General features: G+C 40.4%; 27 protein-coding genes. 22 read left to right on the top strand and 5 right to left on the bottom strand.

The features are described 5' to 3' along the window. Positions 1–6 precede the first annotated feature (6 nt). Positions 7–735 (bottom strand): glutathione peroxidase, encoded by a 729-nt coding sequence (locus AAEU31_RS00680; RefSeq protein ID WP_421966148.1) that lies wholly within the window; start codon positions 733–735, stop codon positions 7–9. 110 nt (positions 736–845) lie between these two features. Here AAEU31_RS00680 and AAEU31_RS00685 point away from each other — a divergent pair, with 110 nt between their 5' ends. After that, complete coding sequence (locus AAEU31_RS00685; RefSeq protein ID WP_421966149.1) at positions 846–1,745, top strand: LysR substrate-binding domain-containing protein; 900 nt, start codon at positions 846–848, stop codon at positions 1,743–1,745. Here the strand turns inward: AAEU31_RS00685 and AAEU31_RS00690 are convergent. Further along, positions 1,716–2,918, bottom strand: a complete 1,203-nt coding sequence (locus AAEU31_RS00690) for a flagellar assembly protein FlgT (protein ID WP_421966150.1) — start codon at positions 2,916–2,918, stop codon at positions 1,716–1,718. The genes AAEU31_RS00685 and AAEU31_RS00690 overlap by 30 nt on opposite strands. Positions 2,919–3,031: 113 nt before the next feature. On the opposite strand from AAEU31_RS00690, the gene AAEU31_RS00695 reads away from it, so the two are divergent. Further along, positions 3,032–3,490 carry an LPP20 family lipoprotein gene (locus AAEU31_RS00695; RefSeq protein ID WP_135923814.1) on the top strand — a complete coding sequence of 153 codons (459 nt, stop codon included), beginning with the start codon at positions 3,032–3,034 and terminating at the stop codon, positions 3,488–3,490. A gap of 97 nt (positions 3,491–3,587) precedes the next feature. On the opposite strand, the gene flgN is transcribed toward AAEU31_RS00695, so the two are convergent. The 3 genes from flgN to flgA all read right to left on the bottom strand — a co-directional run bounded on the left by flgN (position 3,588) and on the right by flgA (position 5,116). After that, positions 3,588–4,019: a flagellar protein FlgN gene (gene flgN, locus AAEU31_RS00700; protein WP_135923815.1), complete on the bottom strand. Its 432-nt coding sequence runs from the start codon at positions 4,017–4,019 to the stop codon at positions 3,588–3,590. Next, the gene (gene flgM / locus AAEU31_RS00705; RefSeq protein ID WP_138557479.1) at positions 4,012–4,332 is read right to left on the bottom strand and encodes a flagellar biosynthesis anti-sigma factor FlgM; all 321 of its coding nucleotides are present in this window, start codon (positions 4,330–4,332) and stop codon (positions 4,012–4,014) included. The genes flgN and flgM overlap by 8 nt, the downstream gene beginning before the upstream one ends. 79 nt (positions 4,333–4,411) lie before the next feature. Further along, positions 4,412–5,116 carry a flagellar basal body P-ring formation chaperone FlgA gene (gene flgA, locus AAEU31_RS00710; RefSeq protein WP_135923816.1) on the bottom strand — a complete coding sequence of 235 codons (705 nt, stop codon included), beginning with the start codon at positions 5,114–5,116 and terminating at the stop codon, positions 4,412–4,414. A 142-nt stretch (positions 5,117–5,258) separates the two neighbouring features. Here flgA and AAEU31_RS00715 point away from each other — a divergent pair, with 142 nt between their 5' ends. The 20 genes from AAEU31_RS00715 to AAEU31_RS00810 all read left to right on the top strand — a co-directional run bounded on the left by AAEU31_RS00715 (position 5,259) and on the right by AAEU31_RS00810 (position 24,616). Continuing rightward, entirely contained in the window at positions 5,259–6,191 is a 933-nt protein-coding gene (locus tag AAEU31_RS00715; protein ID WP_135923817.1) for a chemotaxis protein, read from the top strand. Positions 6,192–6,212: 21 nt separating this feature from the next. After that, entirely contained in the window at positions 6,213–7,043 is an 831-nt protein-coding gene (locus tag AAEU31_RS00720; protein ID WP_135923818.1) for a CheR family methyltransferase, read from the top strand. A 134-nt stretch (positions 7,044–7,177) separates the two neighbouring features. Next, the gene (gene flgB / locus AAEU31_RS00725; protein ID WP_135923819.1) at positions 7,178–7,588 is read left to right on the top strand and encodes a flagellar basal body rod protein FlgB; all 411 of its coding nucleotides are present in this window, start codon (positions 7,178–7,180) and stop codon (positions 7,586–7,588) included. Positions 7,589–7,590: 2 nt separating this feature from the next. Then, positions 7,591–8,022 (top strand): flagellar basal body rod protein FlgC, encoded by a 432-nt coding sequence (gene flgC / locus AAEU31_RS00730; protein WP_135923820.1) that lies wholly within the window; start codon positions 7,591–7,593, stop codon positions 8,020–8,022. A 13-nt stretch (positions 8,023–8,035) separates the two neighbouring features. Next, a complete protein-coding gene (locus AAEU31_RS00735; protein WP_135923821.1) occupies positions 8,036–8,716 on the top strand; it encodes a flagellar hook assembly protein FlgD in 681 nt (226 codons plus the stop codon). Between the two features lie 56 nt (positions 8,717–8,772). Further along, positions 8,773–10,125: a flagellar hook protein FlgE gene (flgE, locus tag AAEU31_RS00740; protein ID WP_130052109.1), complete on the top strand. Its 1,353-nt coding sequence runs from the start codon at positions 8,773–8,775 to the stop codon at positions 10,123–10,125. Positions 10,126–10,273: 148 nt separating this feature from the next. Next, positions 10,274–11,038 carry a flagellar basal body rod protein FlgF gene (locus AAEU31_RS00745; RefSeq protein WP_054553307.1) on the top strand — a complete coding sequence of 255 codons (765 nt, stop codon included), beginning with the start codon at positions 10,274–10,276 and terminating at the stop codon, positions 11,036–11,038. 21 nt (positions 11,039–11,059) lie between these two features. Next, on the top strand, positions 11,060–11,848 hold the full coding sequence (flgG, locus tag AAEU31_RS00750) for a flagellar basal-body rod protein FlgG (protein WP_135923823.1): 789 nt from the start codon (positions 11,060–11,062) through the stop codon (positions 11,846–11,848). A 15-nt stretch (positions 11,849–11,863) separates the two neighbouring features. Beyond that, the gene (gene flgH / locus AAEU31_RS00755; protein ID WP_135923824.1) at positions 11,864–12,547 is read left to right on the top strand and encodes a flagellar basal body L-ring protein FlgH; all 684 of its coding nucleotides are present in this window, start codon (positions 11,864–11,866) and stop codon (positions 12,545–12,547) included. A 12-nt stretch (positions 12,548–12,559) separates the two neighbouring features. Then, the gene (locus AAEU31_RS00760) at positions 12,560–13,654 is read left to right on the top strand and encodes a flagellar basal body P-ring protein FlgI (RefSeq protein ID WP_135923825.1); all 1,095 of its coding nucleotides are present in this window, start codon (positions 12,560–12,562) and stop codon (positions 13,652–13,654) included. A 205-nt stretch (positions 13,655–13,859) separates the two neighbouring features. Further along, positions 13,860–14,816: a flagellar assembly peptidoglycan hydrolase FlgJ gene (flgJ, locus tag AAEU31_RS00765; protein ID WP_135923826.1), complete on the top strand. Its 957-nt coding sequence runs from the start codon at positions 13,860–13,862 to the stop codon at positions 14,814–14,816. Positions 14,817–14,829: 13 nt separating this feature from the next. Further along, positions 14,830–16,839, top strand: a complete 2,010-nt coding sequence (gene flgK, locus AAEU31_RS00770) for a flagellar hook-associated protein FlgK (protein ID WP_421966151.1) — start codon at positions 14,830–14,832, stop codon at positions 16,837–16,839. Positions 16,840–16,841: 2 nt separating this feature from the next. Then, positions 16,842–18,074, top strand: a complete 1,233-nt coding sequence (gene flgL, locus AAEU31_RS00775) for a flagellar hook-associated protein FlgL (RefSeq protein WP_421966152.1) — start codon at positions 16,842–16,844, stop codon at positions 18,072–18,074. A gap of 348 nt (positions 18,075–18,422) precedes the next feature. After that, the gene (locus AAEU31_RS00780) at positions 18,423–19,388 is read left to right on the top strand and encodes a flagellin N-terminal helical domain-containing protein (RefSeq protein ID WP_370316349.1); all 966 of its coding nucleotides are present in this window, start codon (positions 18,423–18,425) and stop codon (positions 19,386–19,388) included. 426 nt (positions 19,389–19,814) lie between these two features. Continuing rightward, entirely contained in the window at positions 19,815–20,789 is a 975-nt protein-coding gene (locus tag AAEU31_RS00785) for a flagellin N-terminal helical domain-containing protein (RefSeq protein WP_421966153.1), read from the top strand. Between the two features lie 161 nt (positions 20,790–20,950). After that, positions 20,951–21,916, top strand: a complete 966-nt coding sequence (locus tag AAEU31_RS00790) for a flagellin N-terminal helical domain-containing protein (RefSeq protein WP_370317407.1) — start codon at positions 20,951–20,953, stop codon at positions 21,914–21,916. 88 nt (positions 21,917–22,004) lie between these two features. Continuing rightward, positions 22,005–22,427 (top strand): flagellar protein FlaG, encoded by a 423-nt coding sequence (locus AAEU31_RS00795; RefSeq protein WP_370317406.1) that lies wholly within the window; start codon positions 22,005–22,007, stop codon positions 22,425–22,427. A gap of 26 nt (positions 22,428–22,453) precedes the next feature. Next, positions 22,454–23,857, top strand: coding sequence for a flagellar filament capping protein FliD (gene fliD / locus AAEU31_RS00800; protein WP_421966154.1), 1,404 nt, complete (start codon positions 22,454–22,456; stop codon positions 23,855–23,857). 41 nt (positions 23,858–23,898) lie between these two features. Further along, positions 23,899–24,327, top strand: coding sequence for a flagellar export chaperone FliS (fliS, locus tag AAEU31_RS00805; protein WP_370317404.1), 429 nt, complete (start codon positions 23,899–23,901; stop codon positions 24,325–24,327). After that, a complete protein-coding gene (locus tag AAEU31_RS00810) occupies positions 24,317–24,616 on the top strand; it encodes a hypothetical protein (protein ID WP_421966155.1) in 300 nt (99 codons plus the stop codon). The genes fliS and AAEU31_RS00810 overlap by 11 nt, the downstream gene beginning before the upstream one ends. The last annotated feature ends 2 nt before the right edge of the window (positions 24,617–24,618 follow it).

A 24,618-nucleotide genomic window follows, 5' to 3' on the forward strand; every position in this document is an offset into this window, starting at 1 on the left:
TGAAAATTATGCAAAGTGTTTCTCTAAATCGTCAGAACCACCTATATGCTCACCACCTATAAATACTTGTGGTACCGTTTCACGGCCTGAAATGGCTTTTAAACTCGTTAATGAAGCATGTTTACCTAAAATAATTTCTTCGTAAACATAACCTTTGCTGTCTAACAATGCCTTAGCTTTTGTGCAAAATGGGCAGTTAGGTTTAGTAATAATGCTCACTGGCTCAGGCTTTACTTGAGCTGGGTTAATATATTCAAGCATTGTATCAGCGTCTGATACCTCAAATGGGTCGCCTGGCTTTTGTGGCTCAATGAACATTTTTTCAATAACGCCATCTTTCACTAGCATCGAGTAACGCCAGCTACGCTTGCCAAATCCTAAGTCGTTTTTGTCGACTAGCATACCCATGCCATCAGTAAATTCGCCGTTGCCATCTGGTAATAGGGTGATGTTTTGCGATTCTTGATTTTGTGCCCAAGCATTCATTACAAAGGTATCATTTACTGATATACACACAATGTCATCAACACCATTTTGCTTAAACACACCTGCAAGTTCATTGTAACGTGGCAAGTGAGTTGATGAGCAAGTTGGTGTAAATGCGCCGGGTAATGCAAATAGTACAACCGTTTTACCTTTAAAAATTTCATCAGTAGTTACTGACTTCCATTGCTCGTCTACACGGGTTGCGAATGTAACGTTTGGTACTTTTTGACCTTCAATATTGTTTAGCATTGTTTTAATTCCTCTTGATTTGTTGAGTGCTATTATGTCGCCTATAGCTTAATAGTTCCAATCGTTTGTTTTTATCGTTATGATAGTTAAAAACTATTGATTAGCTTGCGATGAATTTAAAAGATTTTGAATATGTAAAAGCGGTGGCGCAGTTTAAACACTTTCGTAAAGCCGCAGATGCTTGTTATGTCAGTCAGCCAACTCTCAGTGGACAAATTAAAAAGCTTGAACAAGAGCTTGGAGTGACAATATTTGATCGCTCTACTAAACAAGTAACCTTAACTGCACAAGGAACGCGTTTACTTAGTCAAATTTCTCTTATCCTTGAACAAACCAAGGTGCTTAAAGAGTTAGCGGCAAGCTCTCACGATCCACTCAAGGGGAAGGTTAATGTTGGTATTATTCCTACCATCGCGCCTTATTTATTGCCGACCTTGTTAACTTCAATGAAGCAGGCCTTCAACGAAACACAATTTTCATTCATTGAAATGCAAACCGCACAAATACTGACAGCACTCGATGCCGGCGATATTGATATTGCGATTGTCGCTGATGTGCCAGATTTAGCGAGCTATCATATTTCGTCTTTGTATAAAGAAGATTTTTTAGTGGCAGTGTCTGAACAACACCCACTTGCAAGCCGAACAGAGGTGGCACTGCGTGAGTTAAACGAATGCGATATTTTAATGCTAAACGAGGGGCATTGCTTTAAAGAGCAAGCTGAACAGTTCTGTTTTTCGGCAGGAGTTGAAGTGTCTAATCAGTACAAAGGTAATAGCATCGAAACTTTACTTGCGCTGGTGGCGATGAATGACGGCATTACCTTTGTACCAAAACTAGCATGTACAGCACGTGCTGGAATAAATTACCTTACGATAAAACCAAACCAGCAACGCCATGTGGTTATTGCAACGCGTAAGCATTACCCACATATTGCTGGAGTAGATTTGTTAGCGCAATGGCTAATCCACCATGAAGGTTTAAAAGCTCATTTGATCTTTTCCAGCTAGTTCAACAATATCGTTAATCTGAATATTTGGCAGTGGCTGTTGGTCAATGCTTATTGCAACCGCAGACTGCTGATAAAGCTGTGTAACTTTTAACTGGTTTAACGTGGTTATTTTATGGGGCAACTTGTTACCTTGCGCATCGGTTAAGTAATTATGATGAGCAATATTTAGTATTTGCCCTTGTTCAAGACCATGCGCTTTACCAAGATTAATGATTAGCCTATCGTTTTCAATATGTAGAATTTTACCTTGAGTAGGCAAGCAAGCCATAACTGCTTGCAAGTCATAGGTCAATGTTTGGTTTATGTCGGTAATGGCTTTGCCATAATCGGTTGCCCAAAACCGGTCGCTGTAAACATCGATAATTTCGGTTTTTTTGTATGGCCAAATCCCTTCTGTTTGGTAGCTTTTTTGCCAAAGTTTTTCGTATGTCGTGCCATCAAATAACACATAGTCAACTTTGTATGCGCGCTTAAAACTATCGTCTTGCCAAAAAGCATAGTCGTTATTGATTTTATGGTTGACCGATAAGTCACGAATACGACTTAACAATACATATTGCGAATTGCTACGGCTGGTGATCTCTTCAAGTAATGCATTACTGTAGTCATATTGCTGTGTGAAGAAATGATCGACTCTAAGCGGCAAATTATAATAAGCCGTGGGTTTAGCAGCCATTTGAGTGTTTTCTAAGCTGGTATACAGGTGTTCACTAATCGCTTTGTTTACGTCAAAAATTTGGCCCATACGAGCTTGTTCACGATTAGCCAACTGGCTTTGTGTAACTGCAATAAATTTAGTGTATTGATTTGCTGGGCACTCTTCAGCTTGTGGGAAAATATCTAAACGCAGGGTAATGGCATAGGTGTCGTTATGGCGGTTTTCGCTGATCAATTCAATTTTTTGTATTTCACCATGGCTACTGATCTTTAGTTGATCTTGTGTCAAAACCCCGTCAACCAAGGTTTGTACAGAAGAAACTCGAGCGCCAGAGAATACTAAAGCTTGCGTTATCGCATCTTTTATCGCGGCTGATTTTGCTTGACTAGTATCACCATTTTTGACCGTAGCATGCCCTGTAGACTCAAACCATTGAGCTAAACTATTGTTTGAAAAAACAATTGCACTGACTAAACCAAGCCATTTTATATTTGCCATAATTTTAACTTTCATGCTGACACCTAGCATTGATACTCATAGATTACAGGTAAATGAGCAAGGACTGTACCAGATGTGGCATTAAACGTGCATATTTACGAGAAATGAGTTCTAAGCGGAAGCAAATTATGCGAGCACTTTTATTAAGCGGGCTAGTTGCCTGCACAGCATTAACAGGCTGCAGCAGTATTTTCGACAAGCATGTCGAGTATCGCTATGTAGAGCCTGATAATTATCCAGTACTAAAAGCAATAGGTTACGCACCAATTAGCGCTCAACCAAGTAGTAATGAGTCGCAACGCACCTTACTTGCAATTAAAGCGTCAAAGCTTGAAGCTTACCGTGAACTTGCTGAGCAAGTGTATGGGCAAAAAATTTCCGCAGGCACAACGGTGCAAAACAGTATTGCTCAAAACGATCAATTACAAAGCCAAGTATTAGGTGTAATAAAAGGTGCGCAGGTTATAAAAACTTATGCAGTAGGCGATACCTACGCAACTGAATTACAACTTGATATGAAACGCGTACATGACCTTTATATTGGCGAAATAAAACCACGCGAAGTGAAAAAAGTAACCTATTACTAGGTTACAACATCAGAAATGTATAATCTGCTCTAAAAAATAAAGCGCGATAATTTGGCATTATCGCGCTTTATTTTTGTATTCAATTTAATATTAGTTGCTAGGCTTTTAGGTTATGTACAATTGTTTTGTCGCCTTGAACCACACTGCCGCCTTGGTCGTAGGTCATCGATGAAGGCGAACCGATTAAGATATCTTTAAGTTGTTTAACACTTAGTTGAGCTTGATGCGCAGCATGAGCGTTAACATCGTTTTTCTTTTTACATTCAGCAAGTAGGCTGTTCACTTGCTTAATAAGAGCAGTAACGTCGTCATCTTTAGAATCATTATTGACTGATAGTTTCTGCACTTCTTTGTCGATAGTTTGAATTTGTTGCAGCAAAGAGATTTTCTGTTGGGCAATACTTTTTAACCCTTCGCCACGTTTCGATGCGATTGCATTGAGTTCATCATCTAAAAGCGCAGCAATAGACTCCAAGCAAGAAACTTGTTGTGTTAGTTTACTGGCAATTAAATGATTATGATTAGCCATAGACATCAAACTCAAATGCGGCGATGTTCTTCGCTAGTTTTTCAGCATCAATTTGGTATTTACCTTCACTAATTGCTTTTTTTAGCTCGGCAACTTTGTTACTGTCAAAACCAGACGATTGCTCTGCTTTGTCTTGCAAAGATTTAAGCTGTTTAGCTTGAGGTGTTAAGCTTACAGAATCTGCACTTGCTTTTGGCGCAGCTGACTTAGCTTCAGCAGCGTTAGCATTATCTTTTTGTAAATCAAGCTTTTTTTGCTTGGTATTTGTCAACACAGAGGTTTGTTGTTGACCATTATTGACATTGCTTACCATAATATTTGACCTATACATTACCCAACATATGCCTTTATATCGGCAGGCACAGCGGATACTTTAGCATAAATATAAAAAATTAAATATTTACCTGAACAGACTCGACACCATCCACACGTGCATTTAATACTTTACCTGATTTTTTGTTTTTTACACGCACTAATTCGTCTAACGTACCATCTTCAAGGGCAATGCCTGTCGTTTTAATTCTAAGGCCTCGTAGTGAAGCGTAAATAGTCACGTTGTCGCCTTTACAAACCATGCAAACCTGACTCATTACAATTGGTGTACCGTCACGCAAATTGCGCTTAATTCGACTGCCAATAAGTATAGACTCATCTTGCACATATTGCGTTCTAACAAACTGTTTTGGTTTCATTTCAAGGCGTAAATGTTCAGCCCTGATCACTTCACCACGACTCAAATGAGTTGTTACAACAACCACAGGCTCAAGCTCAATGATGCGCACGTGTACGTATTGGGTCCAACTATTTATATCTTCGCACTTAAGTTGTACAGTTACCTGCCGATTAAAAGGAGGTGTTGTTGGTACTTCTTTACTTAAAGGTGATTCGCACACTCTGTCGGGTATGCGGCTATCAAGCGGCAATGCACTCACTTGTGGTGTACTTTCTAGATCAGTAAGCTGCTCACTAACAAAATCGATAGCGATCTGTTGAAGCTGCTCGTTTTTATATACTTCTGCATGCACTTGTGTAATGGACAACAAGCTAGCAAGGAAATAAAAAACACTGTATCTTCGGCTTTTTTTTAACAAACTCATATTGTTTCGACTATGCTTATGGTTGAAAACAAGGTATAAATATTTTGCGTCAAAAAACAGACGCTTTGTAACCTTATGTAGCTTTAACACAAAGAAAGCAATTATTGTTCCGGCTCTGATTGTTTATCTTTAGGAGATTGAAATGGCAGGCATTTTAGACTCAGTGAACCAGCGCACGCAGTTGGTTGGGCAAAACCGCCTTGAATTACTATTATTCAAACTCAGAGGGCGACAACGCTTTGGTATCAATGTGTTTAAAGTGAGAGAGGTTTTGCAATGCCCACCACTCACAAACATGCCCAAATCTAATGCTTATATACGAGGCGTAGCTCACATTCGCGGTCAGACTATTTCAGTCATTGATTTATCAATGGCCGTTGGCGGTCCTGCTATCGAAAATATCAAAGACAGTTTTATTATCATTGCCGAATACAACCGCTCTGTGCAGGGGTTTTTGGTTGGCGGTGTTGAACGTATCGTTAATATGAATTGGGAAAAAATAATGCCTCCACCATCAGGTGCGGGTCGTTATTCTTACCTAACTGCGGTCACCGAAATCGAAAACGAGCTGGTTGAAATTCTAGACGTAGAAAAAATCTTGAATGAAATTTGCCCTGTGAATACAGAAGTAAGTGCAGAAGTAGTGGGTGATGGTGAAATCCAGCGAGACTTAGGCGAACGTATTGTCTTTATAGCAGACGACTCTGCTGTTGCGCGAAACCAAGTTAAGCGAGCCCTTGAGCCATTAGGTGTGCAAACTGAACTCGCTAAAAATGGTAAAGAGGCTTTATTACGGTTACGTGAGATTGCAAAACTCGATTGCCAAAACGATATTACTGAACGCGTAGGGTTATTAATTTCAGATGTTGAAATGCCTGAAATGGATGGTTATACCCTTACGGCAGAGATAAAAGCGGATCCAAAATTATCACCTTTGCATGTGATCTTACACACTTCTTTAAGCGGTGTATTTAACCAAGCAATGATCCAAAAAGTAGGTGCAGATGATTTTATTGCAAAATTTAACCCTGACGAATTAGCAACGGCTGTTAAAAAGTGGGTTCATTGTGATTAATTATTTATAGGTGGTATTACTTTGGAAAATAAGCACTTACAACAAAGCGAATACGATCAATTTCGCTCTTTTCTAGAGCAACAGTGTGGCATTGTGTTAGGCGACAATAAGCTTTACCTAGTGAAAAGTCGTCTTGCGCCATTAATGGTGCGCTTTAATGTTGAGTCTTTATCGCAGTTAGTTAGTAAAACGCTCAGTCCACATGAAAGACAGCTTCGTGCTGCTGTTGTGGATGCGATGACGACGAATGAAACCTTATGGTTTCGTGATCAATACCCATTTGAATTGCTCAAAACAAAGCTGTTTCCTGAGTTGAAAGATGTGCGTAGGCCACTAAAAATCTGGTCAGCGGCAAGTTCATCAGGCCAAGAGCCGTATTCAATTGCTATGTCGGTTGCTGAGTTTCAGGCGAAAAACCCTGGCGTACTTAAAATGGGCGCGCAGATTATCGGCACTGATATATCTAATACCATGCTTGATATGTGTAAAAATGCTGAATATGACTCGTTGGCACTGGCCCGTGGTTTATCAATTGAAAGACGGCAAAAGTTTTTTAAAGACAGCGGCAATGGCATGGCGCAGGTGATTGATCCAATCAAAAAAATGGTGAGCTTTAGGCATTTGAATTTATTAGATTCTTACGCCTTAATGGGCAAGTTTGATATCATTTTTTGCCGCAATGTACTGATCTACTTCTCTCCAGAGGTAAAAGCAAAGATTATCTCTCAATTTGCTCAGGCCCTTAATCCAAAAGGGTATTTATTTTTAGGGGCATCTGAATCTATGGCTGGCTTAAGTGATAGCTTCGAGATGGTTCGTTGTAACCCAGGTATTATCTACCAGAAAAAGTAATCTCTTCTTAGCAACCTAGTTCTTAGGTTGCTAAATTATTTGTTATTCAAAAGCTTACCGTGCTTTATCTATCTAGTTAATTTTGGCTTGCCTTTTGCATCTGCACTAGCAGAGTCAATTTTTTGGAGATGGTTATGGCTATCAGTTTTGATAAAGCATTTGGTGTGCACCCGCATGCAATGTTGATCCGTTCACAACGCGCTGAGTTATTAGCGACAAACATCGCTAATGCTGATACGCCGGGCTACAAAGCAAAAGATATCGATTTTGCGGCGGCTCTAAAAGCGGCAAAAAGCAACCAGCAAGGCGGCAATAACATGGTACGAACTGACGCAAAACACCTTGCCGGTGGCAGTCGGTTTGTTGGTAACGCAGAAATGTTTCGTACGCCAAATCAAGCAGATACAGGTGATGGTAACTCAGTTGATATACAAGTGGAACGAAACTTGTATGTACAGAACTCATTAGAGTATCAGGCAAGCCTGCAATTTATGAGTAGTAAAATTAAAGGCCTTAAAAAAGCCCTCGGTAGTCAAGGAGCTTAATCATGAGTTTATATAATGTTTTTGATATTTCAGGCACTGGTATGAGCGCGCAAAATGTGCGTCTTAATACAACAGCAAGTAATATCTCGAATGCGAATACGATTAGCTCTAGTCAAGACAAAACATACCGAGCGCGCCATCCTGTTTTTGCTGCGGAGTTGACTAAAGCGTCAGCAACACAAAGCAATCCTCAGGGCTCTTCTGTTGGCGTAAAAGTATTGGGTATTGTTGAGAGCGATAAGCCTCTGCAAATAGAGTACAACCCTAATCACCCCAGTGCGGATGAAAACGGTTATATCTACAAACCTAACGTTAATGTCGTAGAAGAAATGGCTAATATGATTTCTGCCTCTCGCTCTTACCAAACAAATGTGCAAGTTGCTGATGCAGCTAAGCAAATGTTAAGTAAAACACTGTTGCTTGGGCAGCGGTAACCGAGGATAAGTTATGAGTAACGACATCAGCAGTGCGTCATCCACGTATTTAGATAATTTACGTTGGCAGGACAATCAAAACAAACCAGAAGAGAAAGATGACACTTTAACGCAAGAAGACTTCTTCTCGCTTTTAACACAACAGTTGTCGTTTCAAGACCCAAGCAAGCCGGCTGATAATGATCAAATGATTGCTCAGATGACCAACTTTACCATGGCTGAAGGGATCTCGAATTTAAACTCAAAATTTGATGCACTTACTGCGTCAATGACATCGAACTCGGCATTACAAGCTTCGACCTTAGTTGGTAAACAAGCACTATTAGAATCAAATACGATTGATTTTGATGGTAGTAACGTTGCTAAGGGATCGGCAATTGCAGAAACGCCTGTTGAAGATCTTACGCTTCGCATTACTGATGAGTCAGGTCAACTTGTACGTACCATCAGCATGGGCGCTCAATCGGCTGGCGCAGTTCGTTTTGAGTGGGATGGTAAAAATGACGATGGAGAGCTTTTGCCTCCAGGCGAATACGAAGTTAAAGCTGAAGGATTCCAAAATGGTGACTATAGCAGTCTACCTTTAGCGACTTTCAAAAATATTGAAAGCGTTAATATCAATGGATCTAGCGGCATTATTATTAATACTAAAGAAGGCGCGGTTAGGCTAACTGATGTTGCAGAAATCGCTTAATTACACAGATTAACTAGTTAGCCTAGTGCTACAGATTGACACTTTAGAGGTGACTTATGAGCTTCAATATTGCATTAACCGGCCTTGCTGCCGCGCAAAAAGACTTAGATGTAACAGCAAACAATATTGCTAACGTTAACACCACAGGCTTTAAAGAGTCTCGTGCTGAGTTTGCTGATGTGTACGCATCATCAGTATTTAGCTCAGGTAAAACTAAAAATGGTGACGGTGTAAGAACTACAATGGTGGCACAACAATTCCACCAAGGTTCATTATCTTTCACTAATAACTCACTGGACTTAGCAATTACTGGTGAAGGCTACTTTGCCATGGCAAATGACCTAGGTGCACAAGATTTTACATATACTCGTGCTGGTGCGTTCAAACTGAATAAAGACAACTTTATTGTGGATGCTAGCGGAAACTACTTACAAGGTTTCCCTGTTGATGAAGCAACGGGTGATACAACTTCTGTTAGTTTAAGCACATCTTCTGCGCTACAAATTCCTGATGCATCAGGTTCTCCACGCGCTACGACCAATGTTTATTCGTCGTTTAACTTAGATTCGCGTGCATTAACGCCAGCAGTTACACCATTTGACCCAGAGACAAGTGCATCGTACAACAGTTCAACATCAACAACGGTGTATGATTCTTTAGGTGAGCCACACATTTTACAGTTCTTCTTTGTTAAAACTGACGCAGCAGTGACTGGTAATGACAATGAATGGCAAGTGTTTGCAACACTTGATGAAAAGCCGTTTGCTGCTAATGGTACTGAGCAAACTGCGTCGCCATACACACCTATTTCAACTTTTCAGTTTGACTCAAGTGGTTTACCTCAAAGCACTGATGGGACTGCAAATACTGATGCAACGTTTAATCCATTAACAATACCTTCAGGCGGTATATCTGGTTTATTATCTAACGGTGCGAGTTTCCCTGATGATGTAAACATCAATTGGCGCGATGAAGCTGGTACAACGAATAAAATACCGACTCAATATGCAAGTAACTTTGAAGTGAAAGCGCTAGAGCAAGATGGTGCGACTGTAGGTCGTCTATCAGGTATTGATATTGGTACAGATGGTAAAATCGTTGCTTCTTACAGTAATGGTGATACTTCATTCTTAGGCCAAGTGGCAATGGTGCGCTTTTCTAACTCACAAGGTTTACAGCAAGTGGGTAACACGGCATGGAAGAAAAGCTTAACCTCAGGTGAGCCAATTGCCGGTGAACCAGGTTCAGGTACATTAGGTTCAATTAACTCATCAGCTCTTGAGCAGTCAAACGTCAACTTAACAAGTGAACTTGTTGATTTGATCAGTGCTCAACGTAACTTCCAAGCAAATTCACGTGCATTAGAAGTTAACTCAACACTACAACAAAACATCCTACAGATCCGTTAATCTTAACGGCTCTGAGCTTAATCCGACACGAAGGCTGCTCCCTCAATTGGCAGCCTTTTTCATTTTTACCATCCTATTTATGCGTCAATTTTACTTTGGCACTTTTATTGCATTTCTTTAGTTATCGTATTTTTAGTGAGTCAATGTTATGGACAAAATGGTCTACATTGCCATGTCTGGTGCCAAGCAAAGCTTGCGTGGTCTTGAGTTAAAGGCTAACAACCTTGCTAATGCAAACACCACTGGCTTTAAAGCTGATTTTGCACAAGCGCGTTCCATGCAGGCTTTTGGTGAAGGCTTGCCATCACGTGTGTTTGCGATGCAAGAGCGTCCTGGTTCAAATATGGAATCGGGTGGATTCGTTGAGACAGGCCGAGAGCTTGATATTGCCATGAGCGACCGTGGTTGGCTCAGTGTGCAAGATGCATCAGGTAACGAAGCTTATACCAAAACAGGCACACTAAACATCACACCTGACGGCGCATTGATCACCAGCCATGGCCGTCAAGTTATTGGCGAGGGCGGGCCTATTATCTTGCCTTTGCCAATTGAGAAGGTTGAGTTTAGCGAAGATGGCGCGATCCAAGTGCGCCCGCAAGGTGCACCTGCCAACTTTTTAGAAGTGGTTGACCGCTTAAAAGTGATCGAAGCTGATAACACTCAGCTTGAAAAAGGTAATGACGGTTTATTTAGACCAAAAGAAGATATGTTGGTCAATGATCTTTGTGGGTTCTGTGATATTTCACCCAATGTAAAAGTACTGTCAGGTACGCTTGAAATGTCGAACGTTAATCCAGTCCATGAAATGGTCGACATGATCAGCAACCAACGCCAATTTGAATTACAAGTTAAATTGATGAAAACAGCCGAAGAGCTTGATGAGCGTCAAGATCAGCTGTTACGCATTGTTTAAGATGACTGAGAGGGTAGAGTTATGAATCCAGCATTGTGGATTAGTAAAACCGGGCTTGACGCCCAGCAAACCGATATTTCGGTGATCTCAAATAATCTCGCGAATGCCAGCACGGTCGGTTACAAAAAAAGCCGCGCCGTATTTGAAGATTTACTATATCAAAACATTAATCAACCAGGTGGTCGTTCGTCTCAAGATACTGAAATGCCATCAGGTTTAATGCTTGGTGCTGGCGCTAAGGTTGTAGCAAACCAAAAGAACTTTTCGCAAGGTAATATGTTAACGACCGAAAACTCACTGGACTGGATGATTTCAGGCCCAGGTTTTTTTGAAGTACAGCTACCTGACGGCAATATTGCTTACTCACGTAATGGTCAATTTACGACAGATGAAGACGGTCGTATCGTAACTTCAGGTGCGGGTTTCCCGTTGCAACCTGAAATGAATGTGCCAAATGATGCGCAATCAATTACGGTGTCACAAGATGGCGAAGTATCTGTTCGTGTAGCAGGTCAGGCAGAAAATGTGGTAATTGGTCAGCTCACTATAACAGACTTCATCAATCCATCGGGTCTTGAGCCAATGGGGCAAAACTTATACACAGAAACAGCTGTAAGTGGCGCACCAGTGCAAGGTAATCCGGGTATTGATGGTTTAGGTACTGTGGTACAAGGTTCGCTTGAAACGTCAAATGTAAATGTAACAGAAGAGCTGGTTAATCTGATTGAAACGCAACGAATTTATGAAATGAATTCAAAAGTGATTTCAGCAGTGGATGAAATGCTTAGTTACATCAATCAACAGTTATAAGTCGTAGGAGGCAGCATGCGTAATCTTATCTTAGTCACATCAGCAGCATTTATGCTGGGTGGTTGTATAACAACGCAAAATCATCATGTGGTTCAGGATGACCCTTACTATGCGCCTATGTACCCAGAGCCTACAACAGAACAAATGGTGCCAACAGGGTCTTTGTTTGATAGCTATACATCAAACGATTTGTACTCTGATAAAAAGGCACTGCGTGCTGGCGATATCATCACTGTTAAATTGCAAGAGTCAACGCAAGCAACCAAAGCAGCAAAAACCGAAACCGATAAAGAAACAGATGCTAACTTAGACCCTGTAATTGGATTAGGTGGAAATCCGGTTAACATTGGTGGTGACAGCATTCAATTTGGCATTGGTTCAGGGTCATCATTTAAAGGTGACTCAAAGTCGAATCAATCGAATAGTCTATTTGGTGATATCTCTGTCAATGTGATGCGCGTTTTACCTAATGGAAACTTAGTGATCCGTGGTGAAAAGTGGCTCACGTTAAATACCGGTGAAGAGTTTATTCGTTTGGAAGGGTTAGTTCGTCCAGAAGATGTCTCAGCAAGTAATACAGTCACGTCAAACCGTATAGCGAATGCACGTATACAATATTCTGGTAAAGGGCAAATGCAAGAAACACAAAGTGCTGGCTGGCTTTCTCGATTCTTTAGCAGTTCGCTTTTCCCATTTTAGAGGAACAAAGTCATGAATGGGTTTAAATACATTATTGCTCTTTGCTTAATCAGCCTGCAGTTTTCTGCTCAAGCTGAGCGAGTTAAAGATGTGTCTATGGTTGAGGGTGTACGCTCTAACCAGTTGGTAGGCTATGGCCTTGTTGTTGGTTTGCCAGGCACTGGTGAGCAAAGCCGGTTCACACAACAAAGCTTTAAAGCCATGCTAAATGGCTTTGGTATCACTTTACCTGATAGCTTAAAACCCAAAATAAAGAATGTCGCAGCGGTGGCAGTGCACGCCGAGCTTCCAGCGTTTAGAAAGCCTGGGCAAACTATTGATATTACGGTTTCGTCTATAGGTAGTGCGGGCAGTTTACGTGGCGGTACTTTATTACAAACCTTCTTAAAAGGGGTTGATGGCAATACTTATGCGATTGCACAAGGCAGCTTAGTTGTGGGCGGTCTAGGTGCTGAAGGTGCTGATGGTAGCCGAGTTATTATTAACACACCAACAGTAGGTCGTATTCCAAATGGTGCAATTGTAGAACGTGCTATTAAAAGCCCGTTTATGCAAGGCGATTACATTACTTTTAATTTAAATCGTCCAGATTTCACAACAGCAAAGCGCTTAGAGCAAACCATTAACGATTTAGTGGGCCCTGATAGTGCCCAGGCAATCGATGCAGCCTCAGTACGCGTGTTAGCACCGCGAGATGCGTCTCAACGTGTTGCTTATTTGTCTACTCTTGAAAACTTAGAGTTTAAACCTGCAGACACGGCAGCGAAAATTATCGTTAACTCTCGTACCGGTACCATTGTGATTGGCAAAAACGTGAAGCTACAGCCTGCGGCTATTACGCATGGTGGATTAACGGTGACGATCGCTGAGCAGCAAAATGTATCGCAGCCAAATGCGTTAAGTGAGGGTGAAACCACAGTTACCAATCAAAGCATTATTGATGTGAATGAAGATGACTCACGTGCTTTTGTATTTAATCCAGGTGTTAATCTTGATGATCTCGTACGCGCAATCAATGAGGTTGGGGCTGCACCGGGTGACTTAATGGCAATACTTGAAGCTTTAAAAGAAGCGGGGGCGATAAACGGGCAACTGGTTATCATTTAAATTAAAACGCGCTCTAGGGCGCGTTTTTTTGTTTTCATATCTTTTAGCACTTTTTATATCTTTCACTCTTCAAGCATTAGCTAAAACTATTGTTTTAAAGTAAGTCAAAACCAATATCACTTATTAGCTATTCATTTCTAAAGATTTTTATTGGCGCAATTTTTGCATTTTAATTTGCATTATTAACTATTGTGTCAAAAAGCTGATGGATACTAATCATCTCGACAAGCAAAACTTTTTTGATTTAGGTAACTTAGACTCACTACGTCAAAGTGCCCTGAAAAGTGATGCCTCTAGCGATGCGTCAAAAGAGGCGCTGAAAAAAGCGGCGGCACAATTCGAATCTATCTTTACGCAAATGCTGCTTAAAAGTATGCGTAAAGCCAATGAGGCATTCGAAGATAAAGATAGCCCATTTAATTCAAGTGGCGTGAAGTTCTTTGAAGAAATGCATGACCAACAGCTTTCAGTCGAGTTGTCGTCGAATGGCTCGCTAGGCTTAGCTGATTTAATCGTTCAGCAGTTATCACCAGACGGTAAACAGTTTACCCCAGGCTCAGTACTAAGAACGACGACTGAGTTTGATAGTGATAAACGAGCAAGAGGGCAAGATGATGCTAATGCTCAAACTAAATCGGTTACAGATACTGAGCTAAATGAGCAGGCTAATAATCGTTTTGACGATGCTGAATCGTTTATTAGTTCTATCTGGGAACATGCCAAAAATGCTGCACAAAAGATTGGCCTGAATCCGGCGGTTATGGTTGCTCAAGCCGCACTTGAAACGGGTTGGGGTAAACACATCATCAGCAAAGCGGATGGTACAAGCAGTAACAACTTATTCAATATTAAATCAGATCAGCGTTGGCAAGGTGATAAAGCAAGTAAGCTTACCCTTGAGTTTGAACAAGGCGTGCCTGTTAAAAAACAAGCAAGTTTCCGCGCATATCAATCAATTAAAGACAGTGTGAATGACTTCGTTGACTTCTTAAATGAAAACCCACGTTACGAAGAAGCACTAAAAAACACTGCAGAACCTGCTGCCTTTTTAGATTCGTTACAAAAAGCAGGCTATGCAACTGATCCAAATTATGCCGATAAAATAAAGCAGGTGCTGAAGCGTGTTGAGCTTCAAAGTGTCGCTGCTTCATTGGTACGTTAAGGAGTAAACCCTCATGTCATTTAGCTTATATGACATTGCTAATGCGGGTGTAAGAGCGAATTCTGAGCTTTTACAAACCACCAGTAAAAACATAGCGAATGTGAATACTGAAGGCTATGTGCGTGAACGCACTGAGTTCACAACCATGATCGACAACCAAGTGGGTCGTGGCGAAACGTATCGCTTGTTAAATGAGTTTGCCCAAAAGCAATTAAATCGTGATACCTCAAATAAGGCATTTTTTGATCAGTTTGTAACTGAAGCAAGCCGAGTAGATAGCCTGTTTTCAGAAGAATCAAATAGTTTATCGACCAGTATCAACTCGTTTTTTAACAACGTACAAGAAAGCTTAAATCAGCCTTCGTCAAGAGTCGCTCGTTCACTAGTAATGACTGATGCACAGAACTTGATTGATCAGATGGATAGGTTATCGAGCATCGTGGTTGATCAAAAAGCGGTTGTGAATGAACAATTAGAAATCTTCTCAGATGAGGCGAATAACCTTATCCAAAATATTAGTGATTTGAATACTAAAATTGCGGCGGTTCATGGTACTGATCGTGAGTCAGTCTCTAGTGGTTTATACAATGAGCGTGATAAAGCAATTCGTGATTTATCTGAGTTGATAGATATTGAAACACTTGATGGTAATAACGGCGAAAAACAAGTGTATTTAGGCTCAGGTCAAGCACTTGTTATGCAAAGCGGTACATTTAACCTGTTTTCATTTAGTGGCGACCCCGATCCAAACTTTAAAGAGTTAAAGCTCGACGTCAATGGTGGCAAAGCCGTGCCGCTTGAAGTTGATGTAAGTAAATTAAAAGGCAAAATTGGTGGGCTGCTTGCTTTTCGTGATGACATTTTAGTCCCTGCCCAGAATCAACTTGGTCAAATGGGCTTAGCGCTGGCAGATGCATTCAATCAGCAAAACCGCCTAGGTATGGACGCCAATGGTGAAATTGGTGGCGATATTTTTGCTATTCCAACCGTTGATGCATTTAGCTACCAAGCCAATACCGGTTCATCAACCATGACGGCAACGGTTGAACCAGGTAAAGGCAGCGAATTGCCAGCAAGTGATTTTATTATCACCTATACCAGTGCTACCACTGTCGAAATTCAAGCTATTGATAATAAAGGTGAGCCAATTGGCACTGCGTCAACAGCGAATGTGACGGCAGGGGGGATTGATTCATCAACCATCACAGGCGGTGAAGCGTTTGGTTTACAGCTTAATGTATCAGGCACAGCAAATGCCGGTGACCAATTTATGGTGAAGCTTAACTCACAAGCAGCAACAACGTTAGAGCTTGCAACTGAGCGCCCTGAAGACTTAGCGCTTGCTTCGCCCATACGTACTCAAAATGATATAAACAATACCGGTGACGCCAATATTTCGCCGGGTACGGTTACTGACATAGCAAACTCGACGGGTATAACAGTGGGGCCTCCACCTAGTTTGGCTAATAGCGATATAACATTAGTAAAAACAGCGAATGCTAACGAGTATCAAATCACAGACGGTAACGGTACTAGCACCTTTACAATCACACCTCCGGCAGAGAATATTCTTGCACAAGCAGGGGCGCCATATGATAGCTACGGTTTTGACTTTAACATAGAAGGCACACCTGCTACCGGCGATACCTTTACACTTGAATTTAACACAGGTGGTTTTGATGATAATCGTAATGGTTTATTACTGGCAGGCTTACAAACTGGCGACTTAGTGCGTCAAAATGTTGAAGCAAGCAGCACCGCTGATAATCATAAAACATTCAACCAAGCATACTCTGGCATTGTCACTGATATTGGTGTTGTTACGAGCCAAGCACAAACCAATGGTGCGGCCTTTACCGCATTGGCTGATCAATCTGAAGCTTGGTACGAGTCATTATCTGGTGTAAACCTTGATGAAGAAGCGGCAAACCTGCTTCGTTTTCAGCAGTCTTATGCGGCATCAGCGCAGGTACTTGCAACAGCACGTACTATTTTTGACACCTTATTAAGTGCGGCGAGGTAATTATGCGTATTTCAAATAACATGATGTATAAGAATAACCTTAATTCTATTCTTAACTCACAGCAAAATGTTAATAAAGCACAAGAGCAGGTTAATACCCAAAAGCGCGTTTTAACTGCTGCTGATGACCCTTCTGCCACGGCTCGGGCTTTACTTTATAACGATCGCATTCAAGGCAACGAGCAGTTCACAAAAAATATCACTATGTTGAATAGCCGTTTAACGACAGAAGAAAGTGTACTGCAAAATATTAAAGGTGCACTTGAGTCTGCGTATACGTTATCTATTCAAGCAGGTAATGGTGCCTATAGTGATATCGACCGTGAAGGGATCGCTGAAGAAGTTAAGGCACTGCAAAGCACTGTACTTGATCTAATGAATGCAAAGACCGAAGACGGAAAGTTTATCTTTTCGGGCTATCAAGATAACACTCCTTCTTATAGCTACAATAGTACGTCTGGTCGCTATGAATATGGTGGCGATCAGGGGCAACACAAAATTAAAGTGGCTGAAGGTGTAGAAATCAAATCAAGTGACAATGGTTTTGATACGTTCGAAAAAGTAAATGCCCGTTTAAATGTAGCGTCAAATAACGGTACTGTGTCAGGTGGTATCACAAGTTCTAAAATTTATGTCACAGAGCAGGGCGATTTTGATAGCTTCCATAAATCTAACTACAATGCTGATCCGGCTGCAGCAGCGAATGCAAATACATTAAGCTTTATTACCACCACAGGTACACCAAATACTTACGTGGTACAGCAAGCGGGTGTAACAATTGGCAGCGGTAGCTTTGATGAAGGCAAAATTAATTTTAAAGGAATGCAAGTCACTATTGACCCTGTTGCTAACGGGCAAGTTGATGTAGACCTAGAAGCACCACAAAAAGAGAATGCCCTTAATACCTTAGATGATTTAATTGCTGGCCTGACAGCGCCGAACTTAACGCAAGAAGAGTTTGATCAGGTGCTTGCCGATGCTGTTGTACAGCTAAATAATGCTAAAAACCAAGTATCTCTGGTTCAAGCCGGTTTAGGTGGACGTTTAAACACAGCAAAGAAAATTGAAGAGTCTAATAGCGATCTTGATATTAACAACAAAGCTGCAAAAGCCGAGTTAGTTGAGCTTGATATGGCTGAAGCAATTACAGAGCTCACTAAACAAGAGACTGCACTGCAGGCATCGCAGGCCACATTCGGTCGTTTGGCTAACCTCTCATTATTTGATTACTTATAATTTTTATAGGTTAAGCTTATTTAATAAGCTTAACCTATAAAACCTTCCTTAAGCTTCACACTTTAAAAGCGCTTTTAGAGTACTCTATTTTAGTATTTATATCTTCAGTAAAACATCGTGATAGCGGCTTTCAAGGTAACCAGAAGCCATGTTTAGTAAAAAAACTAAAATATTTCTCTTTTAAATACAGTGTATTAAATAAAATTTTAAAAATTATTTAAAAATTCACTAAAGGATTTTTTGAGCGGACCGATAACTTAATTAACCAAGCAGAGTAACAAATAACAGTTACCGCTTAATTAGAGTAAGTTTGAGAGTAAATGATAAGTTTACTTCGGGAGAAATATCATGGCACTTTATGTAAATACAAATGTTAGTTCATTAAACGCTCAAAGACAATTAATGAATTCTGGTAACTCACTTGATACATCATTCAAGCGCTTATCATCTGGTTTTCGTATCAACAGCGCAGCTGATGATGCGGCGGGTCTACAAATTTCTGACCGTTTAACATCACAAATCAACGGTCTTAACCAAGGTAACCGAAACGCGAACGACGGTATCTCTTTAGCGCAAACAGCTGAAGGTGCACTAGACGAAGTAACAGCAATGTTCCAGCGTGTACGTACTCTAGCACAACAAGCAGCGAATGGTTCAAACACTGATGAAGACCGCCTAGCGATTCAAGAAGAGATTCGCTCACTGTCTGAAGAAGTTAACCGTGTTGCTGCAGATACGACCTTCGGTGGTCAAAATTTACTTGACGGCTCATATGATGCAGAGTTTCAAGTGGGTGCAGATGCAGTACAAACTATCGGGTTTAGTATGAAAAATGTGGGTGGAACTGTAAATGGCACAATGACTACCAGTGGCGGTTTCACGATGTCTGGTATCGCAAGTGTTGCTTCGGCTGTAGGTTCACAAGCCCTCTCTGCTTTGGCTGATGGAGCTTCAGATATCGGTGGTGCAGCTTTGACTACAGATACATTTGCAGCGGCATTTAAAGCAACAGGTATTAGTGTATCGAGCCAAGTGAATGCACAGGTAACCCTAGCTGGTATGGATGCACTTATTGCAGTGGTTGATAAAAAGCGTGCTGAGTTAGGTGCGGTTCAAAATCGTTTCCAATCAACGATTCGTAACCAATCAAATATCTCTGAAAACTTAAGTGCAGCAAAATCACGTATTAAAGATACCGACTTTGCTCAAGAAACAGCTAACTTAACTAAGATGCAAATCTTACAACAAGCTAGCCAAACAATTTTGAGTCAAGCTAACCAACGTCCTCAAGCGGCATTAAGCTTACTAGGTTAATAGTTGGGAACTTGAGTTGAAGTGAAGTCAAAACTTTGACTCAAAAGAAAAGCGCCTTTATCTAATGGGGTATTAACAAAGGCGCTAAGATCGGATTATAAAGCGGAGGCGCTCAAAATCCTGACAGTAGTGTTCTAACATTTGTAAGAACATAAAATACTAAGCACAGACTGTGCCATAGTTTGTGTTGATTTAACCCACTCTCAACTTATCTCTTTCAAGGCTCCTTTTAGGAGCCTTTTTTCATTCTGTTACTATTTTATCAATAGTTGGCCTATTTATTGCTCTATTTAATTCAAGTTAACTAACTAACACGCAAAGTGGCAGCTTTTTGCCTTAGGCAACTTAGAATTGCCGCCTAGTAAGCCACTTTGTCAAAACACTTTTAAAGTGACTTAACTTTGACAGATAAGAAGAGAGTTTATTATGGCTTTATATGTAAATACTAATGTTAGCGCATTAAATGCACAAAGACAGTTAGATCGGTCTGGTACAGATTTAGACACTTCATTTAAGCGTCTGTCATCGGGTCTTCGTATTAATAGTGCTGCCGATGATGCTGCTGGTCTACAGATTTCTGACCGTTTGCAATCACAAATCCTAGGTCTTAATCAAGGTAACCGAAATGCAAATGACGGTATTTCTTTGGCACAAACTGCTGAAGGTGCGTTAGACGAAATTACTTCAACGTTCCAACGTATCAGAACCCTGTCGCAACAAGCAGCTAATGGTTCTAATACCGATGAAGATAGACTGGCAATTCAAGAAGAAATTCGTCAGTTATCAGATGAAGTTAACCGTATTGCTGCGGATACAACTTTTGGTGGTCAAAATTTACTTGATGGAGGTTATGGAGCTAGTTTTCAAGTAGGTGCAGATGCTGTCCAAACAATAGGCTTTAGCATGAAAAGTGTGGGTGGGACTGCAAATGGACAGGCGTCACTATCTGCAAACGGCGGTTTTACTATGTCAGGAATTGCTAGTATTGCTTCAGCCGTAGCAGGAAAGGGCATGTCTTCTTTGGCTGCTGGTATTAGTACTGTCGGAACAGGTATAACAGGCGCATCAGTTGGCTTTAGTAGTATCACTGCTTCGGGGATTAGTGTTTCCAGTCAAGTGAATGCTCAGCAAGTATTTGCAGCTATGGACTCTATGATAGCTGTGGTTGACAAAAAGCGTGCTGAGTTAGGGGCTGTGCAAAACCGTTTTCAATCAACTATTCGTAATCAAGCGAATATTTCCGAAAACTTAAGCGCTGCAAAATCTCGAATTAAAGATGCTGATTTCGCGGCAGAAACAGCTAACTTGACAAAAAATCAAATTTTACAACAAGCAAGCCAAACAATTTTAGGCCAAGCAAATCAACGTCCTCAAGCAGCTTTAAGCTTGTTACAAGGTTAAATTTAAAATTAGTTAAAAAAATTTACAAATAAGGCTAAAGCTTTCGCTTTATCAGACGATAACTGATTTAGAGAACTATTAATCTAGGACTCTATGTCGGTTAAATAGCAGGGTAGGGGTATCCCGCTGTTTAGCTATATAATGATAAAGCGGAGGCTAATATGGCTTTATATGTAAACACTAATGTGAGTTCTTTGAACGCACAACGCCAGTTAATGAATTCAGGTAATTCACTTGATACTTCATTCAAGCGTCTCTCGTCGGGTTTTCGTATTAATAGTGCGAAAGACGATGCAGCAGGTATGCAGATCTCTAATCGCCTTACAGGCCAAATCAACGGCCTTAATCAAGGCATACGTAATGCTAATGATGGTATTTCATTAGCGCAAACAGCAGAAGGTGCGCTAGATGAAACTACAGATATGTTTCAACGAATTCGTACTTTGGCACAGCAAGCTGCAAATGGTTCAAATACTGATGAAGATCGTTTAGCACTTCAGGAAGAAATACGTTCACTATCTGAAGAAGTAAATCGCGTGGCTTCAGATACAACCTTCGGTGGTCAAAACCTATTAGATGGGTCATATGACTCTGAATTTCAGGTTGGTGCTGATGCCGTTCAAACCATCGGTTTCAGCATGAAAAATGTTGGTGGTACAGTCAACGGTACAATGACTACTAATGGTGGCTTTACCATGTCAGGTATTGCAGGTATTGCATCTGCTGTTGGTTCTCAAGCTTTATCTGCACTAGCGGATGGTGCTTCAGATATTGGTGGTGCTGCGCTTACAACTGATACATTTGCAGCTGCATTTAAAGCAACAGGCATTAGTGTATCGAGCCAAGTTAATGCGCAGGTTACTCTAGCAGGTATGGATGCTCTTATTGCAGTAGTAGATAAAAAACGAGCAGAGCTTGGTGCTGTGCAGAATCGCTTCCAATCGACTATTCGTAACCAGTCAAATGTTGCAGAAAACCTTTCAGCAGCACGCTCACGTATTCAAGATACTGACTTTGCACAAGAAACTGCCAACTTAACTAAGATGCAAATCTTGCAACAAGCAAGTAGCTCTATTCTTAGCCAAGCAAATCAACGACCTCAAGTAGCGCTTTCACTACTAGGCTAGTATTTGTTTTATAGGCCACTTTGGGATGCCAGGAAATTTGTCCTGAAGTGGCTTATACTTAACGAGTAAGTTATTAAGAGGTGTTACTATGATAGATCTTAATTCAATACAAAGGTCTAATGATAACCTTACTACCGGTGGAAATTCTGCAAATTTAAAAGCTGAAATTGATGATATTAAAGCAAATAAAGGCACAGAACTTGCTGGAAGAGAGGCGGTTGATGTTGAACTGGTTTCTAAACAAAATGAGCAAAAAGATAAACACGATCTAATTGCCGAAGTAAAACAAAATCTAGAAAAGTTAAATGACTACATACCAGTAACGTCAACTAATTTAATATTTGAATTTGATGAGCAGGGCGATCCACCCATCATAAAAGTTCTGGATAAAGAAAACGATGAAGTGATTCGAGAGATTCCTACAGAAGAGTTTCGAGAAGTTGCTAAAGCTTTAGATGAGTTTGCCGATAAATTAAGCAATAAAGGTTTGCTGTTTAATCGGTCAGTTTAGGTTTCCATTTACACAGGAGTATTGTTATGCCACTTATTACATCAGCAGGGGTTGGTTCTGGCTTAGATCTTGAAAGTATTATCTCTGCTTCTGTTGCTGCAGAAGATACACCTAAAATGAATTCTTTCATCGCAAAAGAAGAGTCAATCCAGGTTGAATTATCATCTCTGGGTGAGGTTAAATCAGCAATGTCTAAACTGCAAGATACAATAGAAAAACTGGCTGATATTGATAATTTTAATAAGCGTATAGCTGACATTAAGCAACCGACTAGTGACGATGGTGACCTTATATCTGTAACACCAACTTCAGATATTTCGCCAGGTGACTTCAATATTGAAGTGGTTGAGCTTGCTCAGGGTAGTCGCGCAACTTCCAATGATGGCTTGTTTACCTCAACTGATGATGTTGTTACAGCTTCTGGTGGTACTCTGTCTTTTGCTGCGGGTAATAAGAGTTTTGACTTAACACTCGATGCTGGCGCGACATTAGCAGACTTACGAGATGCAATTAATGACTCTGACGACAATTTTGGTGTCACTGCGAATATTATTAACACGGGCACAGAATCAAAATTGGTCCTCACGTCAAATGTATCAGGTGCAGGTAATGATTTAGTTATTACTAACGATATTGCAGAACTTGATAATGTTTCAACACTCGCTAACGATGGTGTAAGTGCTGGCGGTATTGCTATTGCTGCTGATGATGAAGCTAAAAGTGCAGAAATTAAAGTTGATGGTATTTCGATTATAAGTGAAACCAATACCTTTAAAGATGCTGTGCAAGACATGACTATAGTTGCTAAACGACAAAGTGTTGACAATGAAACTGCTAGGTTATCAGTTCAGGTTGATCGTGAAAGTGTTACTAAGTTAGTTGATGAATTTATTGCGAACTATAATAATTTAATCGGCCAAATAGGCTTACAAACCCGTGTTGGCAAACCTTTAAATGGTGACGCAACAATCCGAGCTTTTGATTCTCAATTATCAAATGCTCTTGCTACAGAGTTAATTGATTCGGGACCATTCGCAAGTATTTTTGATATTGGTCTCGGCGTAGATAAAGAAGGTTACCTTGAAAAGTCATCTCTAGTTCGTAGTTTAAATGAAGCAATGGATGAAAATTACGATAATATTGGCAAGGCTTTTGCAGGTGAAAACGGGTTGGCAAAACAGTTAGAGTCTCTTTTTGACAATTATTTAGACTCTAAAGGAATCATGAATCAACGAGAAACTAACTTAAATTCTCAACTAGATGAGTTAGAAGATGATGTTGCTAATCATGAATATAGGATGGAGTCTTTAGAAGCCCGGTTGAGAGAACAATATGCTGGACTTGATGTACTGATAGCGCAAATGCAATCTACACAAAGCTATTTAAGTGCGCAGTTATCAAGTTTACCTGGTTTTACCAAGTCTAAGTAATAACTAGTAAAGCATTTTTAGAAATTTTTGTTTGGTGAATTATGTATAATGCAAAAGTAAGAAATTATCAAAAGGAAGCACTTAAAACTCGCATTGCAGGTGCTGACCGCTATGAAATTATTCAAATGTTAATGGCTGGTGCTGTTGAAAAGATGGTACTTGCAAAAGTAGCCATTGAAAAAAAACACTTTGAAGCAAAGAGTGAACACTTATCTAAAGCATCAGCTATCCTTGAAGCACTAAGAGGGTGTTTAGATTTTGAAGTGGGTGGAGAAGTAACAGAAAACCTTTATTCATTATATTCATACATGATTGATAGGTTGTTGGATGCAAGTATCAAAAACGATCCGGTTATCATAGATGAAGTTAGCAGTTTACTAAAAGAAATAAAGTCTGCTTGGGATGCCATTCCCCACGATATTAGAGAGCAAACTCTTCGTGATAACGGTGTTGATGCTAATGTTGGATGAGCAATTAATTTATCTTGAAAATCAAGTGGATTTACTCGATAAATTAATAAAAGAGAATGACTTTGGTGCTCTTGATAAAGGCTTTGCAGAGTTTGATAAAAACCTCAGAGCCTTTTTTGATAGTGAAGGTTTTGACTCGAGCGACCATGTAAATGCTCTCCTTAAAATCAATTATAAGTTAGGGGAGGTGTTACTCAGCGCTAAAGAACAAAAGAAGACTTTAGCGAACCAGTTAGGTTCTCACTTAAAAAATCAAAAAAAATTAGATGTTTATAAAAGTATCAAGTAGGC

It is taken from the genome of Pseudoalteromonas thalassia, from assembly GCF_049257215.1.
GTDB classification, from domain to species: Bacteria; Pseudomonadota; Gammaproteobacteria; order Enterobacterales; family Alteromonadaceae; genus Pseudoalteromonas; species Pseudoalteromonas lipolytica_C.

Bases quoted from the DNA above. Each gene is read 5' to 3' on its own strand.
- flgL (WP_421966152.1), top strand. From the start codon at position 16,842: ATGCGTATTTCAAATAACATGATGTATAAGAATAACCTTAATTCTATT.
- flgH (WP_135923824.1), top strand. From the start codon at position 11,864: ATGCGTAATCTTATCTTAGTCACATCAGCAGCATTTATGCTGGGTGGT.
- fliS (WP_370317404.1), top strand. From the start codon at position 23,899: ATGTATAATGCAAAAGTAAGAAATTATCAAAAGGAAGCACTTAAAACT.
- AAEU31_RS00690 (WP_421966150.1), bottom strand. From the start codon at position 2,918: ATGAAAGTTAAAATTATGGCAAATATAAAATGGCTTGGTTTAGTCAGT.
- flgE (WP_130052109.1), top strand. From the start codon at position 8,773: ATGAGCTTCAATATTGCATTAACCGGCCTTGCTGCCGCGCAAAAAGAC.
- flgN (WP_135923815.1), bottom strand. From the start codon at position 4,019: ATGGCTAATCATAATCATTTAATTGCCAGTAAACTAACACAACAAGTT.
- flgJ (WP_135923826.1), top strand. From the start codon at position 13,860: ATGGATACTAATCATCTCGACAAGCAAAACTTTTTTGATTTAGGTAAC.
- flgG (WP_135923823.1), top strand. From the start codon at position 11,060: ATGAATCCAGCATTGTGGATTAGTAAAACCGGGCTTGACGCCCAGCAA.
- flgB (WP_135923819.1), top strand. From the start codon at position 7,178: ATGGCTATCAGTTTTGATAAAGCATTTGGTGTGCACCCGCATGCAATG.
- AAEU31_RS00795 (WP_370317406.1), top strand. From the start codon at position 22,005: ATGATAGATCTTAATTCAATACAAAGGTCTAATGATAACCTTACTACC.
- flgC (WP_135923820.1), top strand. From the start codon at position 7,591: ATGAGTTTATATAATGTTTTTGATATTTCAGGCACTGGTATGAGCGCG.
- AAEU31_RS00695 (WP_135923814.1), top strand. From the start codon at position 3,032: ATGCGAGCACTTTTATTAAGCGGGCTAGTTGCCTGCACAGCATTAACA.
- AAEU31_RS00810 (WP_421966155.1), top strand. From the start codon at position 24,317: ATGTTGGATGAGCAATTAATTTATCTTGAAAATCAAGTGGATTTACTC.
- AAEU31_RS00790 (WP_370317407.1), top strand. From the start codon at position 20,951: ATGGCTTTATATGTAAACACTAATGTGAGTTCTTTGAACGCACAACGC.
- flgA (WP_135923816.1), bottom strand. From the start codon at position 5,116: ATGAGTTTGTTAAAAAAAAGCCGAAGATACAGTGTTTTTTATTTCCTT.
- AAEU31_RS00760 (WP_135923825.1), top strand. From the start codon at position 12,560: ATGAATGGGTTTAAATACATTATTGCTCTTTGCTTAATCAGCCTGCAG.
- AAEU31_RS00685 (WP_421966149.1), top strand. From the start codon at position 846: ATGAATTTAAAAGATTTTGAATATGTAAAAGCGGTGGCGCAGTTTAAA.
- flgK (WP_421966151.1), top strand. From the start codon at position 14,830: ATGTCATTTAGCTTATATGACATTGCTAATGCGGGTGTAAGAGCGAAT.
- flgM (WP_138557479.1), bottom strand. From the start codon at position 4,332: ATGGTAAGCAATGTCAATAATGGTCAACAACAAACCTCTGTGTTGACA.
- AAEU31_RS00780 (WP_370316349.1), top strand. From the start codon at position 18,423: ATGGCACTTTATGTAAATACAAATGTTAGTTCATTAAACGCTCAAAGA.
- AAEU31_RS00715 (WP_135923817.1), top strand. From the start codon at position 5,259: ATGGCAGGCATTTTAGACTCAGTGAACCAGCGCACGCAGTTGGTTGGG.
- AAEU31_RS00785 (WP_421966153.1), top strand. From the start codon at position 19,815: ATGGCTTTATATGTAAATACTAATGTTAGCGCATTAAATGCACAAAGA.
- AAEU31_RS00745 (WP_054553307.1), top strand. From the start codon at position 10,274: ATGGACAAAATGGTCTACATTGCCATGTCTGGTGCCAAGCAAAGCTTG.
- AAEU31_RS00680 (WP_421966148.1), bottom strand. From the start codon at position 735: ATGCTAAACAATATTGAAGGTCAAAAAGTACCAAACGTTACATTCGCA.
- fliD (WP_421966154.1), top strand. From the start codon at position 22,454: ATGCCACTTATTACATCAGCAGGGGTTGGTTCTGGCTTAGATCTTGAA.
- AAEU31_RS00735 (WP_135923821.1), top strand. From the start codon at position 8,036: ATGAGTAACGACATCAGCAGTGCGTCATCCACGTATTTAGATAATTTA.